Annotated in this window: 23 protein-coding genes and 1 other RNA gene; 6 read left to right on the top strand and 18 right to left on the bottom strand. The window is 40.7% G+C overall.

Annotation, left to right across the window (positions count from 1 at the left end; all coding sequences use genetic code 11):
- Positions 1-10: 10 nt before the first annotated feature.
- The 4 genes from aroA to NE668_RS06995 all read left to right on the top strand — a co-directional run bounded on the left by aroA (position 11) and on the right by NE668_RS06995 (position 4,849).
- A complete protein-coding gene (aroA, locus tag NE668_RS07010) occupies positions 11-1,279 on the top strand; it encodes a 3-phosphoshikimate 1-carboxyvinyltransferase (protein WP_021148584.1) in 1,269 nt (422 codons plus the stop codon).
- Positions 1,269-2,363, top strand: coding sequence for a chorismate synthase (gene aroC, locus NE668_RS07005; protein ID WP_227037319.1), 1,095 nt, complete (start codon positions 1,269-1,271; stop codon positions 2,361-2,363). Before aroA ends, aroC begins: the two co-directional genes overlap by 11 nt.
- Positions 2,350-3,489, top strand: a complete 1,140-nt coding sequence (locus NE668_RS07000) for a bifunctional chorismate mutase/prephenate dehydratase (RefSeq protein WP_004698197.1) — start codon at positions 2,350-2,352, stop codon at positions 3,487-3,489. Before aroC ends, NE668_RS07000 begins: the two co-directional genes overlap by 14 nt.
- 124 nt (positions 3,490-3,613) lie before the next feature.
- Positions 3,614-4,849 (top strand): shikimate kinase, encoded by a 1,236-nt coding sequence (locus NE668_RS06995; RefSeq protein ID WP_021148587.1) that lies wholly within the window; start codon positions 3,614-3,616, stop codon positions 4,847-4,849.
- Between the two features lie 202 nt (positions 4,850-5,051).
- Here the strand turns inward: NE668_RS06995 and aroD are convergent, their stop codons facing one another.
- From aroD to NE668_RS06980, 3 genes are all read right to left on the bottom strand, one after another.
- Positions 5,052-5,846: a type I 3-dehydroquinate dehydratase gene (aroD, locus tag NE668_RS06990; RefSeq protein ID WP_004694946.1), complete on the bottom strand. Its 795-nt coding sequence runs from the start codon at positions 5,844-5,846 to the stop codon at positions 5,052-5,054.
- Between the two features lie 159 nt (positions 5,847-6,005).
- Positions 6,006-7,262: an MFS transporter gene (locus tag NE668_RS06985; protein ID WP_227037318.1), complete on the bottom strand. Its 1,257-nt coding sequence runs from the start codon at positions 7,260-7,262 to the stop codon at positions 6,006-6,008.
- Positions 7,263-7,523: 261 nt separating this feature from the next.
- Positions 7,524-7,943, bottom strand: coding sequence for an RrF2 family transcriptional regulator (locus NE668_RS06980; RefSeq protein WP_004694942.1), 420 nt, complete (start codon positions 7,941-7,943; stop codon positions 7,524-7,526).
- 146 nt (positions 7,944-8,089) lie between these two features.
- Between NE668_RS06980 and NE668_RS06975 the strand changes: the two genes are divergently transcribed.
- Positions 8,090-9,457, top strand: a complete 1,368-nt coding sequence (locus NE668_RS06975) for an NCS2 family permease (protein ID WP_021148589.1) — start codon at positions 8,090-8,092, stop codon at positions 9,455-9,457.
- Positions 9,458-9,693: 236 nt separating this feature from the next.
- Here the strand turns inward: NE668_RS06975 and NE668_RS06970 are convergent, their stop codons facing one another.
- From NE668_RS06970 to NE668_RS06950, 5 genes are all read right to left on the bottom strand, one after another.
- Entirely contained in the window at positions 9,694-11,001 is a 1,308-nt protein-coding gene (locus tag NE668_RS06970) for a hypothetical protein (protein ID WP_004694938.1), read from the bottom strand.
- 136 nt (positions 11,002-11,137) lie between these two features.
- Positions 11,138-11,899, bottom strand: a complete 762-nt coding sequence (locus NE668_RS06965) for a hypothetical protein (protein ID WP_215675886.1) — start codon at positions 11,897-11,899, stop codon at positions 11,138-11,140.
- A gap of 237 nt (positions 11,900-12,136) precedes the next feature.
- A complete protein-coding gene (locus NE668_RS06960) occupies positions 12,137-12,649 on the bottom strand; it encodes a pyridoxamine 5'-phosphate oxidase family protein (protein ID WP_227037317.1) in 513 nt (170 codons plus the stop codon).
- Positions 12,650-12,684: 35 nt separating this feature from the next.
- On the bottom strand, positions 12,685-13,128 hold the full coding sequence (locus tag NE668_RS06955) for a MarR family winged helix-turn-helix transcriptional regulator (RefSeq protein ID WP_227037316.1): 444 nt from the start codon (positions 13,126-13,128) through the stop codon (positions 12,685-12,687).
- 12 nt (positions 13,129-13,140) lie between these two features.
- Positions 13,141-13,548, bottom strand: a complete 408-nt coding sequence (locus NE668_RS06950; protein WP_227037315.1) for an SRPBCC family protein — start codon at positions 13,546-13,548, stop codon at positions 13,141-13,143.
- Positions 13,549-13,841: 293 nt separating this feature from the next.
- Here NE668_RS06950 and NE668_RS06945 point away from each other — a divergent pair, with 293 nt between their 5' ends.
- Complete coding sequence (locus tag NE668_RS06945) at positions 13,842-15,284, top strand: amino acid permease (RefSeq protein WP_227037314.1); 1,443 nt, start codon at positions 13,842-13,844, stop codon at positions 15,282-15,284.
- A gap of 33 nt (positions 15,285-15,317) precedes the next feature.
- Here the strand turns inward: NE668_RS06945 and NE668_RS06940 are convergent, their stop codons facing one another.
- The 10 genes from NE668_RS06940 to ffs form a co-directional block, all read right to left on the bottom strand.
- Positions 15,318-15,890 (bottom strand): immunity protein YezG family protein, encoded by a 573-nt coding sequence (locus NE668_RS06940; protein ID WP_024062680.1) that lies wholly within the window; start codon positions 15,888-15,890, stop codon positions 15,318-15,320.
- A 94-nt stretch (positions 15,891-15,984) separates the two neighbouring features.
- Complete coding sequence (locus NE668_RS06935; RefSeq protein WP_227037313.1) at positions 15,985-16,875, bottom strand: hypothetical protein; 891 nt, start codon at positions 16,873-16,875, stop codon at positions 15,985-15,987.
- A gap of 207 nt (positions 16,876-17,082) precedes the next feature.
- A complete protein-coding gene (locus tag NE668_RS06930) occupies positions 17,083-18,207 on the bottom strand; it encodes a cation diffusion facilitator family transporter (protein WP_227037312.1) in 1,125 nt (374 codons plus the stop codon).
- Between the two features lie 260 nt (positions 18,208-18,467).
- Complete coding sequence (locus NE668_RS06925) at positions 18,468-19,586, bottom strand: RluA family pseudouridine synthase (protein ID WP_227037311.1); 1,119 nt, start codon at positions 19,584-19,586, stop codon at positions 18,468-18,470.
- Complete coding sequence (locus NE668_RS06920) at positions 19,586-22,174, bottom strand: 3'-5' exonuclease (protein ID WP_227037310.1); 2,589 nt, start codon at positions 22,172-22,174, stop codon at positions 19,586-19,588. The genes NE668_RS06925 and NE668_RS06920 overlap by 1 nt, the downstream gene beginning before the upstream one ends.
- Positions 22,175-22,186: 12 nt before the next feature.
- Positions 22,187-22,438 carry a hypothetical protein gene (locus tag NE668_RS06915; RefSeq protein WP_004694917.1) on the bottom strand — a complete coding sequence of 84 codons (252 nt, stop codon included), beginning with the start codon at positions 22,436-22,438 and terminating at the stop codon, positions 22,187-22,189.
- A gap of 4 nt (positions 22,439-22,442) precedes the next feature.
- On the bottom strand, positions 22,443-23,039 hold the full coding sequence (gene recR, locus NE668_RS06910; RefSeq protein WP_008714818.1) for a recombination mediator RecR: 597 nt from the start codon (positions 23,037-23,039) through the stop codon (positions 22,443-22,445).
- The gene (locus tag NE668_RS06905; protein ID WP_008714816.1) at positions 23,040-23,369 is read right to left on the bottom strand and encodes a YbaB/EbfC family nucleoid-associated protein; all 330 of its coding nucleotides are present in this window, start codon (positions 23,367-23,369) and stop codon (positions 23,040-23,042) included.
- 141 nt (positions 23,370-23,510) lie between these two features.
- Positions 23,511-26,216, bottom strand: coding sequence for a DNA polymerase III subunit gamma/tau (gene dnaX, locus NE668_RS06900; protein WP_227037309.1), 2,706 nt, complete (start codon positions 26,214-26,216; stop codon positions 23,511-23,513).
- Between the two features lie 167 nt (positions 26,217-26,383).
- Positions 26,384-26,483: signal recognition particle sRNA small type (gene ffs, locus NE668_RS06895), an RNA gene on the bottom strand.
- Positions 26,484-26,549: the final 66 nt, after the last annotated feature.

The raw sequence follows: 26,549 nt of genomic DNA, 5'->3' as shown, positions 1-26,549 counted from the left end.
GGAGATTTATATGCATTCCGTAACGAACGCCATCCCTACAGGGACTATCGCGTCCATTCCTGCAAAAGCTCATGCGCACCGTGCACTGATTTGCGCAGCTCTCGCAAACTCGCCATCTACCATACTACTGAGCCGCACCTCTAAAGACATCGATGCAACTATGGACTCCTTGCGAGGCTTAGGCGCACAAGTTGTATATGAAAACAAAGTTGTCACTGTTACACCAGGTCCTGTGCCAACAAAGGGCAATGTAGTTCCCCATGAATCCGGTACCACATTGCGCCTCTTATTACCAGTAGCAGCGTCCATTTGTAATGAGGTAGACGTGGATGCGAAAGGGCGTTTACCAGATCGTCCTTTAGAGCCCATGCTCGGTGAAATGAAAGCTCACGGCGTAACATTCTCCCAAGATAAACCACCATTCACTATGACAGGTCGTCTACAAGGCGGTGAGTTCGGTATGGTTGGAGATGTGAGTAGCCAGTTCTTCTCTGGATTATTATTAGCAGCGCCACAATGTGGAGGTGCTACAATCACATCTACTACACCACTTCAATCTAGCGACTATGTAACATTGACGACTACAACAATGGCAGACTTCGGCGTAACAGTCGACCATACTCCCGCCTCTGGCACAGTCCAAGAGTCCTTTGCAGTAGCGGCTAATACTACTTTTAAAGGTCAAAGTAATTACCAAATCGAAGGCGATTGGTCCAATACGGCTATTTGGATGGTAGCAGCGGGCATGACAGGTAAACCAATTACCATTACGGATATGAACAAAAATTCTGTGCAAGCGGATCGTCGCATTATGCAGATTATGATTGATGCCGGTTGTGATGTAGTATGGGATGGCATGAACGTAACCGTTATGGGTCGTGCAGTAAAACGAATCCATGCCGACCTCGAACAAATGCCCGATATGTTGCCAGTTATGGCAGCCCTCGCTTGCTCTATCCATGGTGAAAGCTCCTTTGTTAAGGGTGCACGCCTACGCTTGAAAGAATCCGATCGCCTCGAAGCCGTTGCTAATCTGGTCAGAGATTTAGGCGGTACGGTTCGTGAAGATGGTGATGACCTATATATCATCGGTAGTGGTATACTAAAAGGAGGACAAGGTGATTGTGTTAACGACCATCGCCTTGTTATGGCAGGTACATTGATGGCACTCATCAGTGAAAATCCTGTAACATTAAAAGATAGCGAAGCTATCACAAAATCCTATCCAGACTTCTTTGAGGACTGGAACTTACTAGGAGGTAATGCTAATGGCATCTAATTTCGGTAAAACCATACAAGTATCTACCTTTGGCGCGTCTCATGGGTACGCCATCGGTGGTATCGTGGAAGGCCTCCCTTGTGGACATTCCATCGACATCGACGAGCTACAAGCCTTCTTAAAGCGCCGTGCGCCAGGTCAAAACCAATTACAAACGCAACGTAAAGAAGCCGATATACCTGAATTCTTATCAGGTATGGTAGATGGCATGCTCAGTGGATCTCCATTAGCATTTATGATTCGCAATACATCGCAGCACTCCGGTGATTACAATAACTTGCGCGACATTCCTCGCCCATCTCATGCGGACTTTACGGCTCGCATGCGCTATGGTGACAAAGTAGATATGCGCGGTGGCGGCCACTTCTCGGCACGTCTTACAGCACCTCTCTGCGTAGCTGGTGGCATTGCACTACAGTTATTGCGTGAAAAAGGCATCGAAATTCACGGCCATTTAAAACAAGTTGGTACAATCCAAGATACTCCTATCGATATGGTTCATCCAGATATGAAAGCACTCCGTGAAATTGCTACAGAACCAATTGCTATGCTCGATGCAGACAAGCGTTCTGAAGTAGAAAACTTGGTCATGAAACTAAAAAAAGACGGCGACTCTACAGGCGGTATCGTTGAGGTTGTGGCTACAGGTCTACCAATCGGACTTGGCAATCCAAACTTTGACGGCATTGAAAACCGATTAGCTCGCGTGATCTTTGGCGTACCTGCCATCAAAGGCGTGTCCTTTGGGGGTGGCTTCGACATGTGTTCTCGCCTTGGATCAGAAGTGAACGATGCTTTCACCATGGACGGCGATACAATCACAACAACTACCAATAATAGCGGTGGCATTCAAGGCGGTATCACCAACGGCTTGCCCCTCGTTATGCAAGTGGGCATTAAGCCTACTCCATCCATTTATAAGGAACAACATTCTGTGTCGCTTTCACAAAAAGAGGACACATTACTCACCATCAAAGGTCGTCACGACCCATGTGTAGCACTCCGTGCAGTACCTGTTATCGAAGCCGTTACAGCTCTTGTCATTCTTGATTTCTTAGGAGATATTGACCATGAACTTAGATGAAGTACGCGTTAAAATTAACGATATAAACGACCAAATGCTCGCCCTCTTCAAAGAGCGCATGGAACTCTCTAAGGACGTAGCAGCAGCAAAAAAGGAAATGAATAAGGCCATTTACGATGCCAAACGAGAGCGCGACATCCTCGACAAGGTAACAAAAGATGCAGGTCCAGACCTCGATCTATATGCACGCCGTTTTTTTGAAGCATTATTTAGCTTAAGTCGCACATACCAATCTGAGCAGCTATTTCAAGACAATGAATTTACTTTGAAAATGAAAAAAGCCATTGAGCAATCCCCTACCTTGCCACCTCAACGAGGCAGTGTAGCTTGCGCCGGCGTATTTGGCAGTAATGCTCAAATGGCGTGTGATAAATTATTACCTCTTAGCCAAATCCATTATGTAACAGGTTTCCGTTCCGTATTCGATGCCGTAGAATCCGGTGAATGTCAATTTGGTGTATTGCCTATCGAAAACAGCTCCAATGGGTCCGTAAAAGAAGTATATGACCTATTAGAAGAGCGCAAATGCTATATCGTTCGCGGCACGCGCCTTTGGATATCTCACGACTTGCTCGTGAAAAAAGGCACAAAACTAGAAGATATTCATACCATAATTTCCCATCCTCAAGCGTTGGGCCAATGTAGTCACTTCCTAGATAAGTTAGAAGGCGTAGAATTACGCTCCTATGACAATACAGCTCGAGCTGCACAGCTCGTAGCAGCTAGTGATGACCCTGGAGTAGCGGCTATCGCAGCACCTCAATGTGCAGACCTATATAATTTGTCTCCATTGTTGAGAAATATCCAAAATAGCGATAACAACTATACGCGCTTTATCTGCATTAGTAAGGATTTCCACGTATACCCAGGAGCCAATAAAATCTCAGTAGTAACGACTGCAAGTCATGCTCCAGGCGGGCTTGGTACATTGCTCACCAAGTTTGCTAATATCGGTGTGAACCTTACAAAACTTGAGTCCCGTCCGATCGTAGGACATAACTTTGAATTCTTGTTCTACCTCGATTTAGAAGCATCCTTGGCAGATCCAAAAGTACTTTCCGTATTAGCAGAGCTCCACGCATCGCAAGATAAATTCCGCTTGCTCGGCAATTATCCTGAAAATTGATATTTTCCTTTATGGTAGTGCTTATTAATGGCATATATAGTACAATGGATATAGTTTTAAAACTCCAATGGCTAATAGGTGACAGCCTATTAGCCATTTTGTGTATATTGACCTAGGAGGTCCTATGAAATTTGGTTTACTTGGCCGTACGTTGGGCCATAGCTTTTCCCCACGCATCCACAATGCTTTGGGAAATACTAATTATGAATTATTTGAACGAGAACCGAGCCAACTGCAAGAGTTCTTTGCAGACCAAGAATTACAAGGTATTAATATTACCTTCCCTTACAAGGTTAACGCCCTTGAAGCTTGCGATGTAGTAGACCCTCGCGCAGAACGCATTGGCTGTGTAAACACGATGGTTCGTAAAGACGGCAAATGGCATGGTTACAATACAGATTACGATGGTTTCGTATTTACTCTAGAACACGCTGGTATAAATGTATCCGGTAAAGAATGTATTATCCTTGGCGATGGTGCCTCCTCTGCTACGGTTCACGTAGCTCTTGAAGATCTAGGTGCTAAGAGCATCACGCATCTATCCCGTAAAACAGCTCCGCTCTATACCGATGCACCTAATTACTACGAAACAGCACAGATTATCATTAACTGCACTCCTATCGGGATGTATCCGCATAATCCGGCTAGCCTGATAGATATTATGCAATTTTCCAAATTAGAAGGCGTTGTAGATCTCATCTACAATCCGCGCCGTACAGTTTTGCTTTTACAAGCAGAAATGATGGATATTCCACACTGTGATGGTCTACCTTTCCTCGTAGCACAAGGCGTTGAGGCAGCTAATCATTTTCAAGGTGAAAGCTTTGGTACGAAAGAGATAGAACAAATCTTGCGAGATGTGCGCCGTGAAAAGGAAAATATTATCCTCATCGGTATGCCTGGTGTTGGAAAAACAACAGTAGGCAGAGCAATCGGTAAAGAGATGGGCCGTACTTGGTTTGATGTGGATCACGAGCTAGAAAAAGAAATTGGCAATGTTTCTACCTATATTACAGAACAAGGGGAGGCTGCGTTCCGTGAAAAAGAGGCAGAAATGATTGCAAAACTAGGCACTCAAACTGGCCTTGTCATCTCCACTGGTGGCGGCTGTGTAACAGTACCTAAAAACTATGCACACCTGCGCCAAAATGGGCGTATTTACCAATTAACACAACCTGTAGAAAAACTATCTACTTCAGGTCGTGTTCTATCTAGTGGCGGTATAGAACGTTTACGTGAACTTGAGGAAACTCGCACCCCAATGTATGAAAGCTTTGCACAATGCATCGTGGAACATAATCGCAATGCACCAGAAACAGTGGCGGCTATTCTCGAAGACTTTGAAGCAAACTTATTGTAAGAGTTTATATAACTGTATTTATAAGATTATTTCCTCTATATAAGTAAGGCCTTCTACATCTTTAGAAGTAAGAGCATTTACATCTGTATTTCTATATAAAGTCATTAATAAAAACATATATATTTTTTATATTCGCCCTTCAAAAATGAATATACTACAAGAAATACAAAACATATAAAAAAGTCGGCTTTCGCCGACTTTTTTAATGTACTTTTACGCGTTTATGTTGTTGTTCATCAAATACGCCATCTACGTCGATGGTATCTAGAATTCGTTTTAAAGCATGTACATCGATTTGCCCTGGTGCTGATGTTTTACCAGCAGAAGCAAAGGTCATGGCATTTCCAAATAGAGCACCTGCAGTGCGTGTAACAGCACCTAGTTCTCCCATTGCCATCGTAATAATTGGATCCGAAGGATACAAAGCCTTTACTTCGGCTGTTGCTTCAAGGAGCGTCAATACATCACCAGTTGTGTGAGGCATAACGGCAATCTTTGGCACATCCGCTAAGAACTCTTTCATTTGAATGAGTCGATTTACAATGACTTCACGACTCGGCGTACCATGGAAATCATGGTTACTCATGATAATAGTAATTCCATGAACCTTAGCAAACTCTATCGTTTTAAGCATTCTATCTTGATCAAAGAATAACTCAATATCGATAGCATCCACCAATCCGGTAGGAATCAAACGTTCTAGCATTGTAAAGTAATCTTGTGTGGAAATCGTTCTTTCCCCACCTTCACCTTTGGTACGCCATGTAAAGAGCAACCCACGACCTTTCAGTTGTGGCTTGATGAGCATTAATAATTCAATGATAGCGTCAATGGAGTGGGCCCGCTCATAATAGTCAATGCGTAGCTCCACGACGTGACACGGTGTATTACATGCTACCGCAGTGGCATCTAGAATTTCTTTCATTGTTGTGCCCACAATAGGCACACATATTTTTGTACACTTTTCGCCGAGTACAGTATGACCGATACGGACCATAATAACTCCTTTCTGTCCCACACGGTGAGACTAATGACTTACCTTAAACTAACTATATACCAATATTTTTGTAAAAGCAATCAATCCACCCATATTGGATTGCTATTCACTAAAAGTGTATGAAAGCCTGTTATTATGCACTAAAACAGTATTCTTAGATTAACGATTAATGTCATTTTTTGTTATATCATGTCGCACGGATAGTTTCCGTGATTGGAATCCCATATAGAGTAATAACAAACCTGTAATGCTAAATACATAGGATATTCCAATATAGGTAGATACAATACTTGCAAACACTGGACCTACCATGGAACCAAATTGTTGAGCCGTCGTCGTCATACCAAACATGCGACCTCTAAAGCCTGGTTCTGTATTAAGTGTTACAGCTGCACTCAAAGATGGGTTGATCCCTACAATACAAGAACCAATTAACACTTGTAGTACACCAAACCACCAGATACCTACTGGTAAGCTTTGAAGTAAAAGAACAACACCACTACCAAGCATACAGTAGGAAATGGTTCTAAAGTACCCACGACGCTCACCGAGGCGCACCCATATATTGGTCGTTAAGGAACCGGCTAAACCACCGATACTGAGGATTGTACCTGAAATGATAGCTGCCCCTTCCATAGTGCCTTGCATATCACCTACATAAAGCGCCAAAATAGGCTGTAACATCATGATGACACATTGCATAAAGAAGTAAATCCATAAAAGTCTTACTAATACAGGTTGTTCTTGAACCGACTTAAAATCTTCTCGCAAGGATGTAGCTTTTACCGGCTGTTTGGACTGCTCCTTAGAAGTTGTATTTTCAACTTCTAGTTTTGGTTCTTTTACAAGAAACAATACCGCCAAAGTAGCAATGAATACAGCTATACCAGAAATATAAAATACAGGGCGCATACCTACGACACTTTCAACGGCACCACCTAAAAATGGGCCGATGACATTGCCTAAAATCAGACCTGTTTGGAATATGCCGAGGGCACGGCCCACCTGTTTCTCATCAACGCTCAGGGAAACCATGGTCATCGCCGCAGGATAGAAACCGTTGGCAAAACCTACCAAGGCACGCCCCATCAACAATTGGTACTGATCCGTTACCATACCGATGAGGACATAACTGACAGCAATGGCAAAACCAGCGCGCAAAGCCATCCGTTTTTTCCCTTTATTATCTGCAATTTTGCCCCATATAGGCGCCATAATACCAGCAATAAGGAAGGTAATACCAAAGACAAGACCTGACCAAAGTGCCACATCAACCTTAGGAACACCGAGTTCCAACAGATATATAGGCAGAAAAGGAATTATCATTGTGTAACATATGGCTAGCACGGTCATACTAGCCGTAATAATCCATACATTGCGCATGCCACCGCGAGCATCATATACACTTGTACTCATAGTACCCTCCCTTCCACATAAAATCGTTTAGATAAACTAATATACACATAAATCACTTTTAATTACAGTTCCATTTAAATTACAGTCCTACTTAGATTTCAATCTATGTTACTATTCATAAAATGTTACTACATTTTAATTTCATATATAAAGAAGAGCCGCATACGAAACGCGACTCTTTCCATAAAAAATACCTAAAATATAGGTATACAATGTAGTAATCCTCAAAGATTATTCAAACTAAAGTTTTCGGACTATCAATTATTCCGTAGGAAATTTGTGATCCATTACATCTTGCAAGGAAACATGTTCCATAACATGTCGGAACTCATCTTGTAAATACTGCCACAATGGAGCTGTCAAGCAGTCATTAAACATAGGACACGGTTCTACATCATCTTCTAAACAAGACACGAGAGCAATGGAGTCCTCTGCGGCATATAAAATTTCATATACATTGTATTCAGCCGGAGATTTCACCAAACGATATCCTCCATATTTACCACGTCCACTTTTAACAAGGCCCGCAGAGGATAAACGAGATACAATCCCCTCTAAATATTTATCGGAAAATCCTTGGCGTTCTGCAATCTCACGAATCGGTACATTTTTTTCTACCCCGTGTTCTGCAATATCCGCCAATATCCGTAAGGCATAACGCCCCTTTGTAGATATTTTCATAAGTTAACCTCTATATCATTCATAATATATTAATAGTATATCACAAATTCATACAAAAAATGGTGGGAAATATGATACACTATACATATATCGAAATATCTTTATTTAGGTATGATTTTAATTTCATATAGGGAGGATTTTATCTAATGTTAGATAAATTATTTCAACTCAGTGAGCGTGGCACAACCGTTAAAACAGAAATTTTAGCAGGTATCACTACGTTTATCACGATGGCGTACATCCTATTCTTGGCGCCAAACATTCTTAGTCTTGCAGGCATGGATAAGGATGCGGTCCTCATTGCCACAGCCTTAGGTGGAGGTCTTGTGACGATTGCTATGGGTCTATTCGTAAACTACCCAATTGCTCTCGCTCCAGGGGTTGGCCTCTTGGCATTTTACTCCTTTACCGTAGTTCTCGGTATGGGCGTATCTTGGCAAACAGCATTAGGTGCGGTATTCATTTCTGGTCTCGTTTTCCTCGTATTAACATTGACATCAATACGACAAATGATCGTTGAAGGTATCCCAGCCTCCATGAAAATTGCCATTACCGTTGGTATTGGTCTTTTCATTTCTATCATCGGTTTGAAGTTATCCGGCTTGATGGCCATCTCCATTAGTTTGTCTCCAAACTCCTTAGGTCAGGTTGTACAGACACATGGTAATTTAGTCCCTCCAGCATCTGAGGCACTCTTAACGCTTGGTAATTTGCACAGTGGTGAAACATTGTTAGCACTATTCAGCCTCATCTTTACAGCTTTATTGATGGCTCGCAAAATTCAAGGTTCCCTCTTGATTGGCGTTTTAGTAACAACAATCATCTCCTATGCGACAGGCCTTTCCACAATGCCTGAGAACTTCACCGTATTGGCTATTCCTGATTTCTCCAAAGCAGCATTCCTGCAATTAGATATTCCTGGTGCGCTTCACATGGGCTTAATTACGATTATCTTCTCCTTCACCTTCGTAGAATTGTTCGACTCGATGGGTACTTTGATTGGTACTGCTACAGAGGCGAAAATTGCAGATCCTAAATCTGGTAAATTCCCGGGTCTTGGTAAAGCCATGACCGTAGATGCTATCGGTGTTAGTGCCGGTGCATTGCTCGGTACTTCTACAATTACGGCTTTCGTTGAAAGTGCGGCAGGTGTAGGGGCTGGTGGCCGTACAGGTTTAACAGCTGTCACAACAGGCGTACTTTTCTTAATTTGCTTATTCTTGGCTCCATTGGTATCCTTGGTTCCAAATGCAGCCACATCTCCTGTTCTTATCATCGTAGGTGCCCTCATGTTAGGTGCCATTCGCAATATTGACTTCGATGATTGGACAGAAGGCTTCCCTGCATTCCTCGTTATCGTATTAATGCCGTTCACATATAGCATCGCTAACGGTATCTCTGCAGGTCTTATTGCATACCCTCTACTCAAAATTATTGCGGGACGTGCAAAAGAAGTTAATTGGATTATGTACGTATTGGCGGTACTCGTTATCATCCGCTACGTATTCTTCTAATTAACGTATGTCCATAATTATACTATTAGTGAAAGCTGCTTTATATTGATAGCTATAAAATCACTAATACCTAAGAACAAATTATATATAAATCACATACACTAAAAGCACCTATCTCCAAAGATATTACCCTAATATCTAGGAGATAGGTGCTTTTTATTATGTACGCTTTTACTAAATGCTAACGTCGTATGGCATTACCGAATCGTACTATAGAGTCTTATTAGGGTTTAGTATTAACGAATCGTTTTTACACCGATTAAGTCTGTACGACTTGAATCAATATTTTTTAATGGTACTACATGTTCTTTATAAAACTCTGCTTCAGATGCTTTCACAGGCACTTGAAAGAACAAGAAATATGCCATGTTATCCTTGCTCCACGTAATACTGCGAACTAAGCTCTTATCTAAATTACCTGTATACTGCACATCACCTGTTGGCGTAGAGTCAATCCACTGTACGTCATGGTATTCCGTTGGAACATATTCTTTAGGCCATACAGTATCCTTAGAGTAACTCATGCGGAAGGCCATAACATGATTTACCCAACGGCCGCTATGTTCTTTGTACTCTTTATCTTGCTTCCAATATACAGTTTCTAATACATCATTATCATAAAAATGTGTAGCATAGTATGTATAGCCAAGAGGCAAGTAACTTGGTACAAATACGTCATACGGCATCTTACGAGATGCATCCATTACACCGCTTGGTAAGCCGATGGATTTATTCGTAAGTATAGGCCACTCAGAATTCGTATGTGTGCGCAATGGCAGTCCAATAGATTCAAAATGAGGTCTATCTTGTTCTCCATTTTGTTTAACACTTTGCGCATTATTGCCTTTAACATTTTGCTTATCATTTCGGTCACCACGTAATCTAGTATCATCAGAAGCCACATTACTTAACGACCCTACTGAATCTACAATTTTGCTTACATAGTTTTGGTTTCTTGAGGAAGCAAAGTAAAGCATATTAACTTTGTTATCTTTTTCCCAATAAGCAATTTGAACAGAATCGTTGCTAGAGCCTAAAGTATGTACAGAGATTCCATTAGGGGTAGTAAAGCTAACGGCATCATCAGCATTGTATTTTGTCTTTTCCAAAATAGGCTTTACTACGGTATCGATAGCCCACCCCATACGATACACAATATCTGTATTAGAGAAAGTTAATTTCGGACCATATTCTCCATCATGGCCCGTTTCCGTATATACGATTTCTAATACGTCATGATCCCTTGACTTTACATCGCGTACTGCATAGTCTTCAGGCATATAAGATGGAATTTGTAAATCATATCCAAAATAATTTGTACTTGCGTCAACATTAAGCTGTACTATATCACCATTATCAACTTGATCATACCACCGATAACGATTCATTAGCTCTTTATTCTTTTCCACTGTATCGATGGTAACAGTATTTCCATTTTCATCCACTAAAGGGGATAACGCACTAACTGGTTGTACTCCAAAGCTACTTACCACAGCAGCTAGTATTCCCATGGCTAATAATGATTTTGTTATTTTCAATCTCATAATTTCTTCTCTCTAAATTTAGATATTTCATAAGTATATATTACCGAGGTAATCACTTATCTATTACATTTTTAACTCAGATCACTGACTTTTAATAGTGCTACGTAATCTTAATAAAACACGCCAGTCTTTGCTTTCATAGGACTACATGTTCCTCTTTTATTTCTTCAATAGTTTTAGGTTTAATCGGTGTTGTCAGATAGTTACCAACTAGTTCATAACAAGAGCTATCAATACTTTTCAACGGTACCACATGGTCCTTATAGAATTCCGCATCAGCCTCTTTCACCCGTTCTAAGAAGAATAGAGAATAAGCCATGCCATCCTTCGCCCACGTAATGCTACGAACCATATGGGTTTCAGGATTTCCTGTATAATAAATCTCACCAGAATCACCTGATTTAGACCATTCAAGATCACCGTACTCAGATGGCACATATGGTGTGTCTCTCACAGTATCCAAGGAATATCCCATTCTATAGGCCATAATGCTATCTATATATTTTTTCCCATCCCGATAGATAGTCACACCTTTTTTGTAATATACAACCTCTAATACATCATTTCGATCTTGACGTGCTGTATAAAGCTGATAATCATAAGGTATATAACTAGGCGCCTTGACCTCATACGACAGTTGCTGTGCAGCTTCTACTATTCCTTTCCAATTACGAGCCCCTTCTTGAGTTTTCATAGGCCACTCTAATAAAGTCTTTCTTGGTAATGCTTTGATTGCTGAATCAGGATGAACTCTAGGCATATCAAATGTAACGGCAGCGGAAACGCCAACATTATCGGTAGATATTGAATCATTAACAACATCAGCTGAAACATATCCTGCACACAATAATCCTACAGCCATAGCAGATAAAACGGACTTAAATAGAAGCTTCTTCATGATCTCTCCTTTATAAAAACTTGATATATACTTTACACATATAATGATATATTTTCTTATTTATATCAAAAACATGCTGCCGATTCTGTTGCCCTAGCTACTTCATAAAACTTTTATCTTTCCTATTGTGAAAGTATAGTTATGAGCCATTAGCTGCTTTAATGCTAACTAGTTATACATAATAAAACATCCTACTAAACGCTATATTACAATAGAGTTCAATAGGATGTTTTATCATTATTTAGTTAATGGAGGCATAATAATATCTTGTTCAAGCTGTCTTCGTCTCTTTGCAGTATAGTCTACAACTTTAATTTGAACGACGCCCACAGAGTTTACCATAGCGTCAGTAAAGGGAAATTCTCGACCAGTCTGATGCTTCATTAATACTTGTAAACCATGAGCCTTTTCATCAACACGCTCTAAGTAGGTAGCCTCTCCTCGACCCATCACACTAGAATAAACCGAGCTATATTTACAAGGAATATCTCCACCTGATACGAGGGTCTCATCATTACCATCAATTTCGATAAATACATGAGGGTTCACTTTAATCAAATCAAACTTCTTTCCCTCATGATGGCCATGCACAAAGATATGAAGTACATCATCTATAAATTCATAGCCAAAATGTAGAGGTACCACGTAAGGATAATCACCATCCATCATGCCTAAATGAATGATGCGAGTGCTACTTAAAATACCTTTAATTTCATCTACATTTGTAACCATACGATCTTGACGTCTCATAATAGCCTCCACAAGAATCGGAAAATTAATACACCTTACTCTTCATGTAATCTGCCAAGAAAATGTTTAAATTGAGCCTCATCACTATTCAGCTTTCCGAAAAAGATTTCATCAATCTCTTCAACTAATGGGACTGCCTTTTGTAATATTGCACCGCCCTCTTTATTTAAAAGAACAGCTTTCGCACGTGTATCTCTAGAGTGCTCTTTTCGCTCTACAAAACCACGTTTTTCCAATAAGCTCAATATTTGAGATACCGTCATAACATCTATCCCTGAATGTTTTGAAATCATAACTTGTGTAACTTCGTTATCATGTTGTGATAGATATGCAAGAGATGCTAAAACAACAAATTGAGGATGTGTTAAGTTCAGCTCTTTTAACGCTTGTTTTATAGTAAAATGCCATTTATTGTACACCCTCATGAACAATAATCCTGTTGATTTTTCTGAATTGTCTTTATATTTTGATGTAAACAAACAACAATCACCTTATCTTTCTAAACATTTTTTTAGAATAAATATAGATTGGGGAACATCTGAAAAAACTTGACTTAAAAATTCTAAATGTTGCTTATCTTCACTTTCTAAGCTTACAGTATGCTTTACATTTACACTTCTGTCATGATTATCAATTATTTGATGTCCGAAAAGAATAGCACCAAATGGAGTTTCAGTCTTATCCCAAAACTCTTCAAAAGGTTTTACAAGAGTGAGCTGATATTCCATAGGCGGCATGCCTTCAAGCTCCATTGTACCACATGAACCGGTCTCAAATTTACCGTTTAATGTAATATTTTTTAGATCCTCTTCCCAGTCATACCATTTTTCGATATTCGCATAGTACGCCCATACAGCTTCTTTTGTTGCTTTTATTTTCAAACTAAAACTAAATTCCATTTTATATCCTCCTTTTTTACGAGTGCTTTATTATAAGTATACTTATTATAAATTATTTTATATTATTCGTCAATTAACTTCCAAAAAAGGATATTCTATGCGTTTATCAATATAAGGGTATACTCTCATCAGAAAATCATCAGGTCTTTTGTCTACTGTAAAAATACATTTGACTTTTTAGAATAGATACTGTATTATAAAAAAATAGTTTTAAAGATTCTATAGATTGTTAAAGCTGTGGTAATCCATAGCCTTTATATTTATAGATAGTTTGTAGAAAAGAGGTCTTTATTATGTCTGATACGCATCAGTTAAAACGGGGTCTTAAGAACCGGCATGTACAGCTGCTCGCCATCGGCGGTGCTATTGGTACAGGTTTATTCTTAGGCTCCGGCCGCGCCATTCACTTGGCAGGTCCATCCATTATATTCGCCTACCTAATAACAGGTGTTATGTGCTTCTTTATTATGAGAGCACTAGGCGAATTACTGTTATCCAACCTAAACCACCACTCTTTTATCGATTTTGTAGAAGATTACTTAGGGGATCGAGCAGCCTTTATCACGGGATGGACATACTGGTTCTGCTGGCTTTCACTAGCCATGGCAGACTTAACGGCCGTAGGCCTCTACATGCAATACTGGATACCGTGGCTCCCTCAATGGATACCAGCCCTACTTGTTCTAGTCGCCTTGCTGTTAATGAACTTGACAGCGGTAAAATATTTTGGCGAAATGGAATTCTGGTTTGCCTTGATTAAGGTGATTGCTATCATCTCTCTTATCATTATCGGTATCATCATGATTATTACTGGTTTCACCACAGATGCTGGCGTCGCCGCCTTTAGCAATATGTGGAATTACGGAGGATGGTTTCCGAATGGAACGATGGGCTTTATCCTATCATTCCAAATGGTTGTATTTGCTTTCACAGGCATAGAACTCGTAGGTTTAACGGCTGGCGAAACAGAAGATCCTGAAAAGGTTATTCCAATGGCCATAAACAATATCCCATTGCGTATTATTTTATTCTATGTAGGCTCTTTAGCCATCATCATGAGTATTTACCCTTGGACTGCCGTTAACCCTGCTGCAAGTCCATTTGTGGCTGTATTTACCGCCGTTGGCATTACAGCCGCCGCAGGTATCGTAAACTTCGTTGTTCTTACTTCTGCAGCATCCGCTACAAACTCTGGTATCTTCAGTACAGGTCGTATGATTTATGCCTTGGCAAAACGCGGTCACGCTCCGAGTTCGATGCGCCGCTTGACTCACAGCAGTGTGCCATACCAAGCAACGATTTTCTCGGCAGCCGTATTATTGATTACAGTTGTACTCAACTACGTAATGCCTGAAGCAGTATTCGTTATGATTACATCAATCTCCACGTTCTGCTTTATCTTTATTTGGGCCATGATGGTTATTTGCCATCTCAAATATCGCAAGAAAAATCCTGAGATAGCGGCACAGTCTAAATTTAAAATGCCTCTATACCCTGTAATGAACTACGTCATCCTCGCTTTCTTCGTTTTCGTTTTAGCCATTCTAGCCTTAAACGAAGATACGCGAATTGCCCTCTTGTTCACACCAATTTGGTTTATCATTCTTTGGGCCTTCTACTCCATGCTTAACACGGACGATGAAGATGCTCTTGGGGAAGAACTCATCGAAATGGCTGGTGTAAAAGAAATTTACAAAAAACCTAAAAAAGACGATTCCGATGATTACGTAATCTAACAAAAAGGCTCGTGCATAGCACGAGCTTTTCTTTTACTTCATAGTAGGAAAATTCTGTTGTTCATATTGTTCTAGATATGCTGGTAAATTACTTGTATCTTCATTGTAATTAAAGATAGTCTTGATGCGATAACCTTCTTGAGTGATGATGATATCAATAGAGGATGGTACTTCTTGACCATTCTGTTGTAAGTGGTTAACTAATTCTTGCAAGGCCTCTGTTTGACGTAAAGAACCGGTCATATATTTACCTTTGGATAGACCTGTATTTCTAATGACTTGTCCATTGTATACTTGACCTCTATTATCTTTGTAATAAAAGCGTACAGCATCCTTATCTCCCGTAGGAACAGCTTTAATATAAATGGTCTTCCAATTCTTTTTAATCATCACTTTTGTAGCTTCTGCTAAATTATTAGACAAACGTCGTGTTTCTTTATTTGTTGATTTAGACACACCATTAACCTGTTGAATTTCATCATTCATAGGCATATCAATAGGTGCCACTACTGGATCTTGTTCTACCTTTTTTGCATCTGCAGGCTGAACCGCGAACATACCAACAACCGCCATTACAGCTAATGCGGTAAGAGCAATTTTTTTCATTCCATCTCTCCTTAGTTAGGATACATCAAAACAAATTATATTTTATGCAACACATTCTATTATATTCATTAAACAGTTTAATATCAAGTCATACTTAATTTTTAGGACTGACACTATTAATGATTTGGTTCCATCGTTCAAAACGTTTAGTATCGTAGTTCATATCCATATATTTAATATTAAAAGAGGTAATCGATTTTAGATTTTCATAGCGTTCCATCTCATCAGTCTTAACATTCCAGAACAACATCATATTTTCATATATAGGAATACCATAATACTGTTCAGCTTTAAAAAAATCAAAAGGTAAATTCATATTTGGTTTCGCATATATAAGAGGAGTAACCGTGAGCAAATAAGTATCTCCTACCTTACCATTTATATATAATTCTCTAGGAATAAGAGAGTCTAATATTACTTTATCATTTTTAATACCATGTTTACTTTCTTTCTTTTGTTGAACCAAACGTGGATCTGTATCAACTATTTTAGAAGCAGATAAATTAGCATCTATAATATATTCTCCATCTCGATTAGAGGCTATAATTTTTCCATCTATATAATCTAAGGAAGCAGAAAATTTATCTAAATCATATCCAATAATATTAGAAACTAAAGATGTATCATTGATTTTAAAAATCAAAAGTGGATACAACTTCATATCAGGAATAGTATCATTAGAGCATCCGAGTAGATATAGTTCCTCATTAATAATAAGATAATCAACAATATAACAGTTATATTGTTTTAAAATGGGTAATACATCGATAGTATACGATTCAGAATAATTAGATGCACTCAGAATCTTTAATGCCGCAGTAGGATTACGATTAATATCAACCGCAATATCCTTTTCTATAATTACCCCTTGTTTTGGTAAAATTCGAGCCTCATTTCTCGTACCACTAAGGTGTAAGGCACACAAAATAAGGATAAGTAAAAGCAAAAAAACAACAATATAATGCTTTTGTATCCATTGCAACATAGGACCACCTCTCTCTTACCTATAGTATAACTAAATCTGTCGACTAATAAAAGAAAAGACTTCTGCCAATTCTTGACTGATTATATTCTGTCAATTACTGGTAAAAGCCTTTAATTTTATAATATTGGTTATGAAATTGTCCTATATAGCAAAGAGATATACTTAGATGTTTCTATTCGCAGAAATATCAAAATCAATATTACTAAATTAGTTACTAAAATCCGTATCCACAATAGCGAATTGTGTATAATCAGGGTAACGTTTTTGCATTTCTGCCTTGATTTTTTCTAATGTACTATGTGGATCTTCTTCATCAAAGTCAAAGATAATATCGTAGTAGATAACCTTCTTTTCTTCTTGTACGTAGAAGGCATGTACTTGTACTACATGTGTATATAAACTAATAACTTGATCAAGAGCTTTTCTAATTTCAAGTACTTCTACACTTGGTTTGTTTTCAGCATATACACCAACAGTCATATTGATACCAAACTTTTTATAAAGATGAACCGCAATGCCCTTTGTTAATGGGTGAACTTCTGCCATTGTCATCGTATCTGGTACAGAAATATGAACGGAACCAATTGTTTCTCCTGGCCCATAGCTATTTAATACCAAGTCATATACACCACCCACATTCGGATGCTGTGCGATAGTTTCTTTAATATTACGGATTAAATTATCATCTGCTCGAACACCGAGCAAATGGTTATACATTTCACGTAAAATATCATACGCCGCTTTTAAAATCAAAACAGAAATAACAGCGCCCACATAACCTTGAATATCAAAGTTAAAGAAAAATACTAAGCCTGCAGATACCAATGTAGCAAAGGTAATCACCGCATCAAAAAGGGCATCTATACCAGATGCTACGAGCGCATCAGATTTATATTTTTCACCTTGTGCCTTGATATAACGACCCATCACTACTTTCACAACGATGGCAACAGCGATGATAACAAGACCTGGAATATCAAATGTAGATACCTCAGGGTGGATAATTTTATCCACAGATTCCTTAAGGGATCCAATACCTGCACCGAGAATGATGAAAGCTATAGCCATGGTAGTCATATATTCTATACGACCGTGGCCAAATGGATGCTCCTTATCAGCCCCTTTGGCGGCTAATTTCGTACCCACAATAGTTAATACAGAGGACAATACATCTGTTAAGTTATTTACCGCATCAAGGATGATGGCGATGGAATTAGACGCAAGGCCCACAATCATTTTAAAAATAACGAGAACGACATTACCTATAATGCCTTTTATACTGGCAAGCGTAATCCCCCGATTACGTGCTGCACCATTATCTTGTAAAATCATACTACACCTCTTACATTCTGATTTATAGTTTTTAAATTGAACTATATCGATTTACTTATAATCCTATTATAGCTTATCGATTATCATTTGTCATTATTTTTCTTGAAAAATATTTTTAAACTTATTGATTTTACTGAGTTATCAATAATTCTCATTTCTCAATTAGAGTATTTGATGTATTGTGACTTCACAATGTATAGTACAAACCTATTATTAACAAACTAGTATTTTGTATTACGTAACAAGTTAATCAGATCAGATTATGCCATAACCGTAATACGCTCTCCTGTGCGCATGTGTGTAAATACCACCTTTTGAGCGCGTAATTGAAATGCCTGTTCCGTAGGTTGTGCACCGTATAAGGTATCTCCTACAAGAGGGTGCCCTATATGGCTGAAAGCTACTCGAATTTGATGTGTTTTCCCTGTGTACAAACGAACTAAAACCTCAGAATATCCACATTTATTGGACTTATACACAGTTTTGTCCACATTTTGATTACTTTTATCAACATCTCCTAAGTTTATATCCACATTTTTTGCTGCTATATCCACAGAATTTTTAGACTTATTCACAGAGTTATCCACAGCCTGCGAAGAATGTCTACATAGGACGGAAAAATCTGTACGAGTCTCTTTTCCCTTAGGATTCACTTCGTAATGAATCCCATCAGCACTGCGTTCCATAGGAAATACCAAAGAATCTTCATCGGCTTCTACAATGCCTTCCACAGTCGCCATATACCACTTTTCAAAGGTATTATCATCCATTTGCTGTTGATAAATACTTTGTGCTAAACCACTTTTTGCAATCACAATGCAGCCCGTCGTATCTCGATCTAGACGGTTCAAGAAACGTACCTTTCGCTTGATACCATGTTCTTTAAAATAGTGCGCCACACCATTGGCAAGCGATAGTTGATCTTTAGAGTTCACCGTCACACCACTTGGCTTATCCACGATAAAAAGATCCTCGTCTTCGTATAAAACGGATAAGTCCATTTCGATTGGATCGTGGTCAATCTTCTCTTTAGCCATAGCAATCCAGATCTCATCGTCTACGGAGATTGCATCCTTTGGTGTAGCCTTATGCCCATTAATATGGATTAATTTCTCTTCAAAGAGTTTAACTAAGGACTTTCGAGGATATTTAGTATCTAACACTTCGCCAAGTGAAATATCACATGCTTCGCCAGTATGTTCTAGATCACGACTTGACATGTCTTGATTGCTACTCGATATACCTCGACTGCTACTAAATACGCCTTGACCATTATCAGACAGCTTTTGTTTTGCATATTTCTGACTAAGCACAGCGTCTATATCTGCAGCGGTCACGGTCCACAGAATATCGTCAGGACGATGTGTTTTTCGCGCCATCAGTATCTCCTTTCTACGAGTTCAGGATCTCGTGGCATATAGTTGAGTAGCGAGCTTGGTTGAACGGCTCGACCTCTTATATTCGTCTGTTCAAAGGTAATGGTCAATTCTTGTTTAGGTCGAGTGATGGCCACATAGAACAAGCGCTTTTCTTCGTCTTCACGATTTTCTGCAAGGGCAAAAGGACTTGGGAACATACCTTCGTTGAGTCCTGCTAAAAATACGTAATCGAACTCACTGCCCTTTGCTTGGTGAATGGTAATGATAGGAATGCGGTCTTCGTTTCGCACCTGTTGTGCAGGCTCGCCTGCCGTGAGAGCTGCGAGCTGCAAGATTTGATTTAACCGCGCCAGTCCTGCAGGCCCTTCATAAGCCGCATCTAATTTTTCCATAATACGATATAAATCGCGTATATGCTCTACTTTAGCCGCTTCTCCATGAGATTTGTAGTATTCTAGAACTCCCATTTGATTCATGATGTACGCCAATAATTTCGTTGGCATCTCCGTATAGGCTTTTCTACGCAACGTCGCCATTTGAGATGCGATACTCGTGAAAGCTGCCTTATATTTGTTAATAGCTACCATACGTCCCGTTGTAGTAGGCACGATATTTTCTTTCACCGCATAAATTAAAAGCTGTGCAGTGGCTAAGATATCGTCCATCGCATTGTGCGTTGGCTCATGGTGGATAGGAAACTCAGACGCAAGGAAGCCCAATTTATGATTTGGTAAATTAGGATAGAAACGACGGTAGATATCGAGGGTATCGTAGATAGCCTTGAACTCAGGATTACCTAAGTTATGACGCGCCAATTCGTTCGTAAAAATGCTTACATCATAGTTTACATTGTGACCTACAATAATAGCATTCTTGGAAAATTCCTTAAAGGCTTGTAACACTATAGCTGGCTCTTCGCCGTGCTCTTGTAAATACGCATCGGAGAAGCCGTGTACCTCTTCGGATTGACCAACAGGTACACCAGGATTGATAAAGCGTTCAAAAGTCTCTAAGACCTGTCCATGTTCATCGATGCGGATAGCCGCAATTTGAATGATATGGTCTTGAGCCGTATCTGTGCCGGTGCTCTCCACGTCATAAACAACTACTTCGTGCTGTTCAAGCCCACTTACGAGCTTTGCATAAGGCTCCGCCTCAAAGATAGGCATATCCATGAAATCCGTCAATTTTAAACCTACTTGACGCGTCTCAGGGCTTTCAATCGCAGCGATACGAGCGTCACCGATGCCAGCAACATAACGTTTTATAATGCGCTTAGCGCTGACGGAGTCATTCGGGTTCATAAGCAGTTTAAAGTAAGCCATAACGTCTTTGATTTCTTGACGTCTAAAGAATTTGAACTCGTCGATAATCATAAAATGACGGCGTTCCTCTTCAGGTCGTTCGCCGTTAAGACGTTCAAAAGAATCACTTAACTGCTGTGCCTTTTTATTATCCCTCACAAGAACGCCGATATTAGCATCCTTTGGTAAGGCGCAGATGGATTCGTAGATATATCGACCCTCAAGATAACTATTTTTACAGCCTTTAATGAGAACTGGCTTACCCTTGCTTTCACTATTGGCACGAGGCAATTCAGTGTAGATAGACCCAACTAGATCGGGGAACATATTTTGCAAGGTCTTGAAAGCCATCGTAAAAAGCGTCCAGTTAGAGCGATAATTTTCATAAAAGATGATTTTCAAGGGCTTGAAATCCGCATCAAATTGCTTAAGCAAGCGGAACGGATCGGAGCCACGCCATTCGTATATGGTTTGGAAATAGTCTCCACATAGTAGCACGTGATTACCTTCCCACAACATTTCTAATACTTTGTACTCCAGTACGCCAGTATCTTGCATTTCATCTACAGAGATATAGCTGTAACGACTGCGCCAGCGTTCACGAACTACAGGGTCTTGGAATAGGCGATGAACACCGCAGATCAGATCCGTAAAATCTAGGCCATGCACGGAAGCTAGGCTTTCATCATACGCAGCAATCCATTCGTGACCATGGTTCAAGAAATCATTGAGTTCACTATAGAGGACATTGCCAAAGCTGGAGAATTGCTGCTCAATGGCTTCACGCTGTTCCTTCTGTAAGCGTTCGATGGTCCGCTTGTAATCGCCTAGAAGGTCATCAGAATAAAATCCATATAAAGAGCGATATTCTTTCACCATAGCGATAACATTAGCAAAGGACATTTCTCGCAATTTACCAGGACGGTACGGTTCAGAGAGTTCCTTGCAGTCTTCTTCGTCAAAGATGGTCACATCTGTGTACAAGGTTTCGTTGCGCTTTCCCTCTTGTTGGAGAATGAAAAAGCAAAAGCTGTGGAATGTACTAACCTCCACAGCCTTTGCAGGACTGCCTACGAGCGATTGAATGCGGCCTTTCATCTCATTTGCGGCCTTGTTCGTAAAGGTCATGCACAAGATATTCTCCGCCTTCGCATAGCCACCCTCGATGAGATGAGCCACCCGATAAGCAAGTGTATTCGTTTTTCCCGTCCCAGCGGACGCTAACAAGAGGATATTCTGTTCCACTTCATCAATAACGCGTTGTTGTTCACGATTGATAAGCATAAAAACCTCCTGTTATTTAATGCCGTAATATATAGCAGCTAAGACCATAGGAATAGGGCCTAAAATTGCTGTTAATGCCCAAATACCCACCCCAATATCCATTGGAATATTAAGTATATGAACGCATACCCAGTAGGTTAACCCACCAATCACAACATTCATAGCCACCCGTTTAATGGTGAAAAATGCTACTTTGAAAGCAATGTAGGCTACAGCAATGGAAATAACCGCCGATATAATCGGTGATGCTAATAAAGCTCCCATACTACTATCCTTTCATTTCTTGACGGTTCACTACGGCACCGCCTAGCGTTAATTCATCGGCATATTCGATATCTCCACCCACAGGAACACCGCGGGCAATGCGCGTTACCTTGATGCCACTTGGAGTTAATAAGCGCGCCAAATACAGAGCTGTTGCTTCCCCTTCGATATCTGGGTCTGTCGCGAGGATCACCTCTTGTACAACACCATCACGAAGGCGTGCAATCAATTCTTTTACGCGAATATCATCGGCACCGATGCCCTCCATAGGGGATAAAGCGCCTTCCAATACATGATACAAGCCCTTATAATCACCACTGCGCTCGATAGCAATCACATCGCGAGATGTTTCAACAACCATAATCGTCGTTTGGTCGCGATTTGGATTGCTACAGAATTCGCAAGGATCTTGAGCTGATAAGTTAAAGCAAATAGAACAGTGACGCGTAGCCCCCTTCGCTTCTACGATAGTTTCCACGAGGCGGTCTACCTCTTCCTTCGGCATTTCTACCAAATGATAAGCCAAGCGTCTAGCCGACTTGGAGCCGATGCCAGGCAAGCGGCGCAGCTGTTCTACGAGCCGTTCTAAAGCGTTTGTCATTTAGAATAAACCTGTTGGCAAGTTTAGACCACCAGTCACTTTGCCCATTTCTTGAGCCAAGAGGTCGTCTACTTTTTTGCTAGCTTCGTTTACCGCAGCCATTACTAGATCCTCTAACATTTCTACATCTTCAGGATCAACAGCTGTAGGATTCAATTTCAAAGATTCGATGATTTTTTCGCCATTCATCACAACAGTTACGGCACCGCCACCTACGGAAGCTTCTACAGTACGAGTTTTTAACTCTTCTTGCATTTTCTTCATATCTGCTTGCATTTTTTGAACTTTTTTCATCATGCCAGTCATATTGCCCATACCTTTACCAAACATTGTATTTCCTCCTTTTAGGACATCGTCCTATACTAATATTCTAAGTCCATATCATTAATACTATATGACATAGGTTTATAACATATGTGGCCCCTAATAGCCCTAAGGCCAAAGGTCATTATATAATAATTGCTTTTTTATCTATTCTTCGATAACCTCGACTATGATGTCATGGTCTTCAGATAATTTTTCTAATGTTTCCGCCAAGAGAGGATTGTTTCGTTCCTCTTCTGTCATATGCTCTGGATCCCAGGCGTATTCTCGAGCCACCGTAACACTATCGATAGCCTCTACTTCAATAGGTGCTGATGAAAGCATAACTTTGTCATCACTTTGATGCAGGGTTTCCTCATGAGGTTCACCCCCATCAGACTTTGGGACAGCTTCAACCTCGATATGTGCACCGCTATCCATAGGGCGCTCTAACACTTCACCATCCTCGCTGATAACAGTCACACTATCTAATGGATGTGGCGGCATATCATCTAAGGATGATACATAAGAATCCTCCATATCATCTATAGGCACATCATCAAAGGAATGAACTGGAATATCATCCCCTTCAATAGAACCCGCTAGAGACTCAATAGGAATCTCACCATCGGGGACCTGATTAGATGGACTGCCATCAAAAGTTGTAATCGGCACATCACCACCGAATGCTGGCTCTGTTTCTACATCAGCTCCTACTGCAGTTTCTGATGCAGTTATTGTAGTCGTATTCGCACTATCACTAACTGCTGTATTTGCAACAGCACCGCCGGTTTTCTTGGCTAAGAATGCCATAGCCGCAGCCTTAGCCGCGTCCACGGCTGCAGAATCAGGCTTACTCTCTTGAGGATCATTGGTTAAATCCATTTGTGTCGGTTGCCCACCAGAGGTCGTCTTTACGTCAACCATCGGTTCTTGTGGTCGTTGGGGTGCTTTTACTTGGCGTTGTGTGGTGCTACCAGCAGCCTTTTTATAGTCTTTATAAACTTGCGTGAGGGCATCCACGATTTCTACGTGTACTGCATAGCCCAGTGTATAGGTGAAAGCATCAACCGCTTCCGCCAAGTTCACTTCATTGGTCATTACATTGAGATGTAATGTATTTTTAAAGGCCATGACCGCCTTGCTTTGGTCTACATACACTAGCTGACCTTGACCGATAACGGTAGAAGTCATATTGCGATTACTATCCTTCAAGTATTTAATGACATTGGATTGTACATTGCGATACTCTTGAGCAGACAGGATTTGGTCACTAATGATGGCCTGTGTACTAATGCCTTTTTTACCGCGACCTTTAGCTTGGTTTTTTGTAGGTTTTCGGGAAGCCGTATCCCCACTGTTTGGCGGTGGCACCATGCCAACGCCGCCCATTGGTGGCGGAGCCATACCCACTCCATTCATCGGAGGCGGTGTACTACCTGGTGCTCCCATCGGTGGTGGAGTCATGCCTACACTCGCAGTCGGTGGAGTCATACCCACATTCGCAGGCGGTGGTATCATGCCTACACTACTTGGAGGTGGCACAGTGTCACCAGCAGTGTTTTGAATACTACTCATGGAAGTATTCTGTACAGCACCATTATCTACAGGAACAAAGCTATTCGCATAGCCGCTAGGTGGACCAAATGCATTAGCACCATAAGCTGGTGTAGGAGCCGCTGGGCCTCGTTGTTCCAATTGAGCCATGCGGTTCAATAAATCATTTCGTTCAGATCGCTCAGTACTTTCTAGAGCATATACACGGTCTTCTAAGCTTTCATCAACAGAGCCTAATTTAGCGCAAAGCACAAGTAGACCCATTTCAATGATGGTTCTTGGATTATCCACTTGTTTCGCATCATTCATGATGGATTGAGCACTGCGTACATATTGGTTAAGTTCATTGAAATCAACACTATTGGCCTGAGCTAGGAACTCATTCTTAAAGGCATCGTATACCTTGAGCTCATCCGCATCAGGAGCCACCTTACCAACGAGCAAGGCACGCACATGTTGAATGAGGGCTTCCATAATCTGCGTCGCATCGCGACCTTCCGCCAATGCATCGTGAACGTAGGATAATACTTTAGGGCCATCGCCGTTGCGCAAAGCATCTAGGAAGTGAATAATCCATTCCTTACTTACGAGACCGATTAACTCTTCCACCACTTGCGGTGTAATAGAGCCCGTTGCCATACCTGCACATTGGTCTAGAATACTCAAGGCATCACGCAAACCACCATCTGCATGAACAGCGATGAGCTGAGCCGCCGCAGAATCAAGACCAAAGCCTTCTTTTTCTGCTACGTAAGATAACCGTTGTGCGATGTCATCAGAAGTAATGCGTCTAAAAGTATAGCGCTGACAACGAGACACGATAGTAACAGGCAATTTTTCAATTTCTGTAGTGGCAAAGATAAACATCACATGAGCAGGAGGTTCTTCGATTGTTTTTAAAAGCGCGTTCCACGCCTCTGTAGTGAGCATGTGGGCTTCGTCTATGATAAACACCTTTTTACGCCCCTCAACAGGCATAAATTTGACGCTTTCACGAAGATCACGAACCTCATCGATACCGCGATTTGATGCGGCGTCAATTTCAAGAACATCCATGGACTGGCCGCTCAAAATTGATTTACAAGCACTACATTCGTTGCAAGGGTGATCCGTTGGGCCCTGCTCACAGTTAATAGCGCGCGCAAAAATCTTCGCCATACTCGTCTTACCAGTCCCCCGAGGACCGGCAAATAAATAGGCATGAGCTACCTTATCCTCCCGGATAGCGCGCATCAACGTATCAGACACCTGATGCTGACCAACTACATCGGTAAATGTCTGAGGACGATACTTACGATATAGCGCAATATATGCCATTGGAACACCCCCTTTTTCCGAAACTTATAATACTTTATTATACCATATTCAAGAAAATCTGACTCATTTTATAGAGTTTTATCAGTAATTCATACTAGTCATTTGAGCCCATCAATTAGACATAAAAAAAGCGGCCCCACAGGCCGCCTTGCAATATTCGATCACGACAGCCCCCGGGTTCCCCGTGGCACATGAAGGTTACCGCTTAGTGCTGCTACCTCTCAGTCCTGACACGATTCACAGGCCCCCATTGCACAGGCCCGAGAACTGCCATGATCCAATATTGCAATATAAATATTATACATGAAAAAGCCTCTATAGTCAAAGCTATAG

Source organism: Veillonella parvula (assembly GCF_024461875.1).
GTDB classification, from domain to species: Bacteria; Bacillota; Negativicutes; order Veillonellales; family Veillonellaceae; genus Veillonella; species Veillonella parvula_I.
Note: the sequence above shows the minus strand (reverse complement) of the source record. Positions and strands in the feature narration are given on the sequence as shown.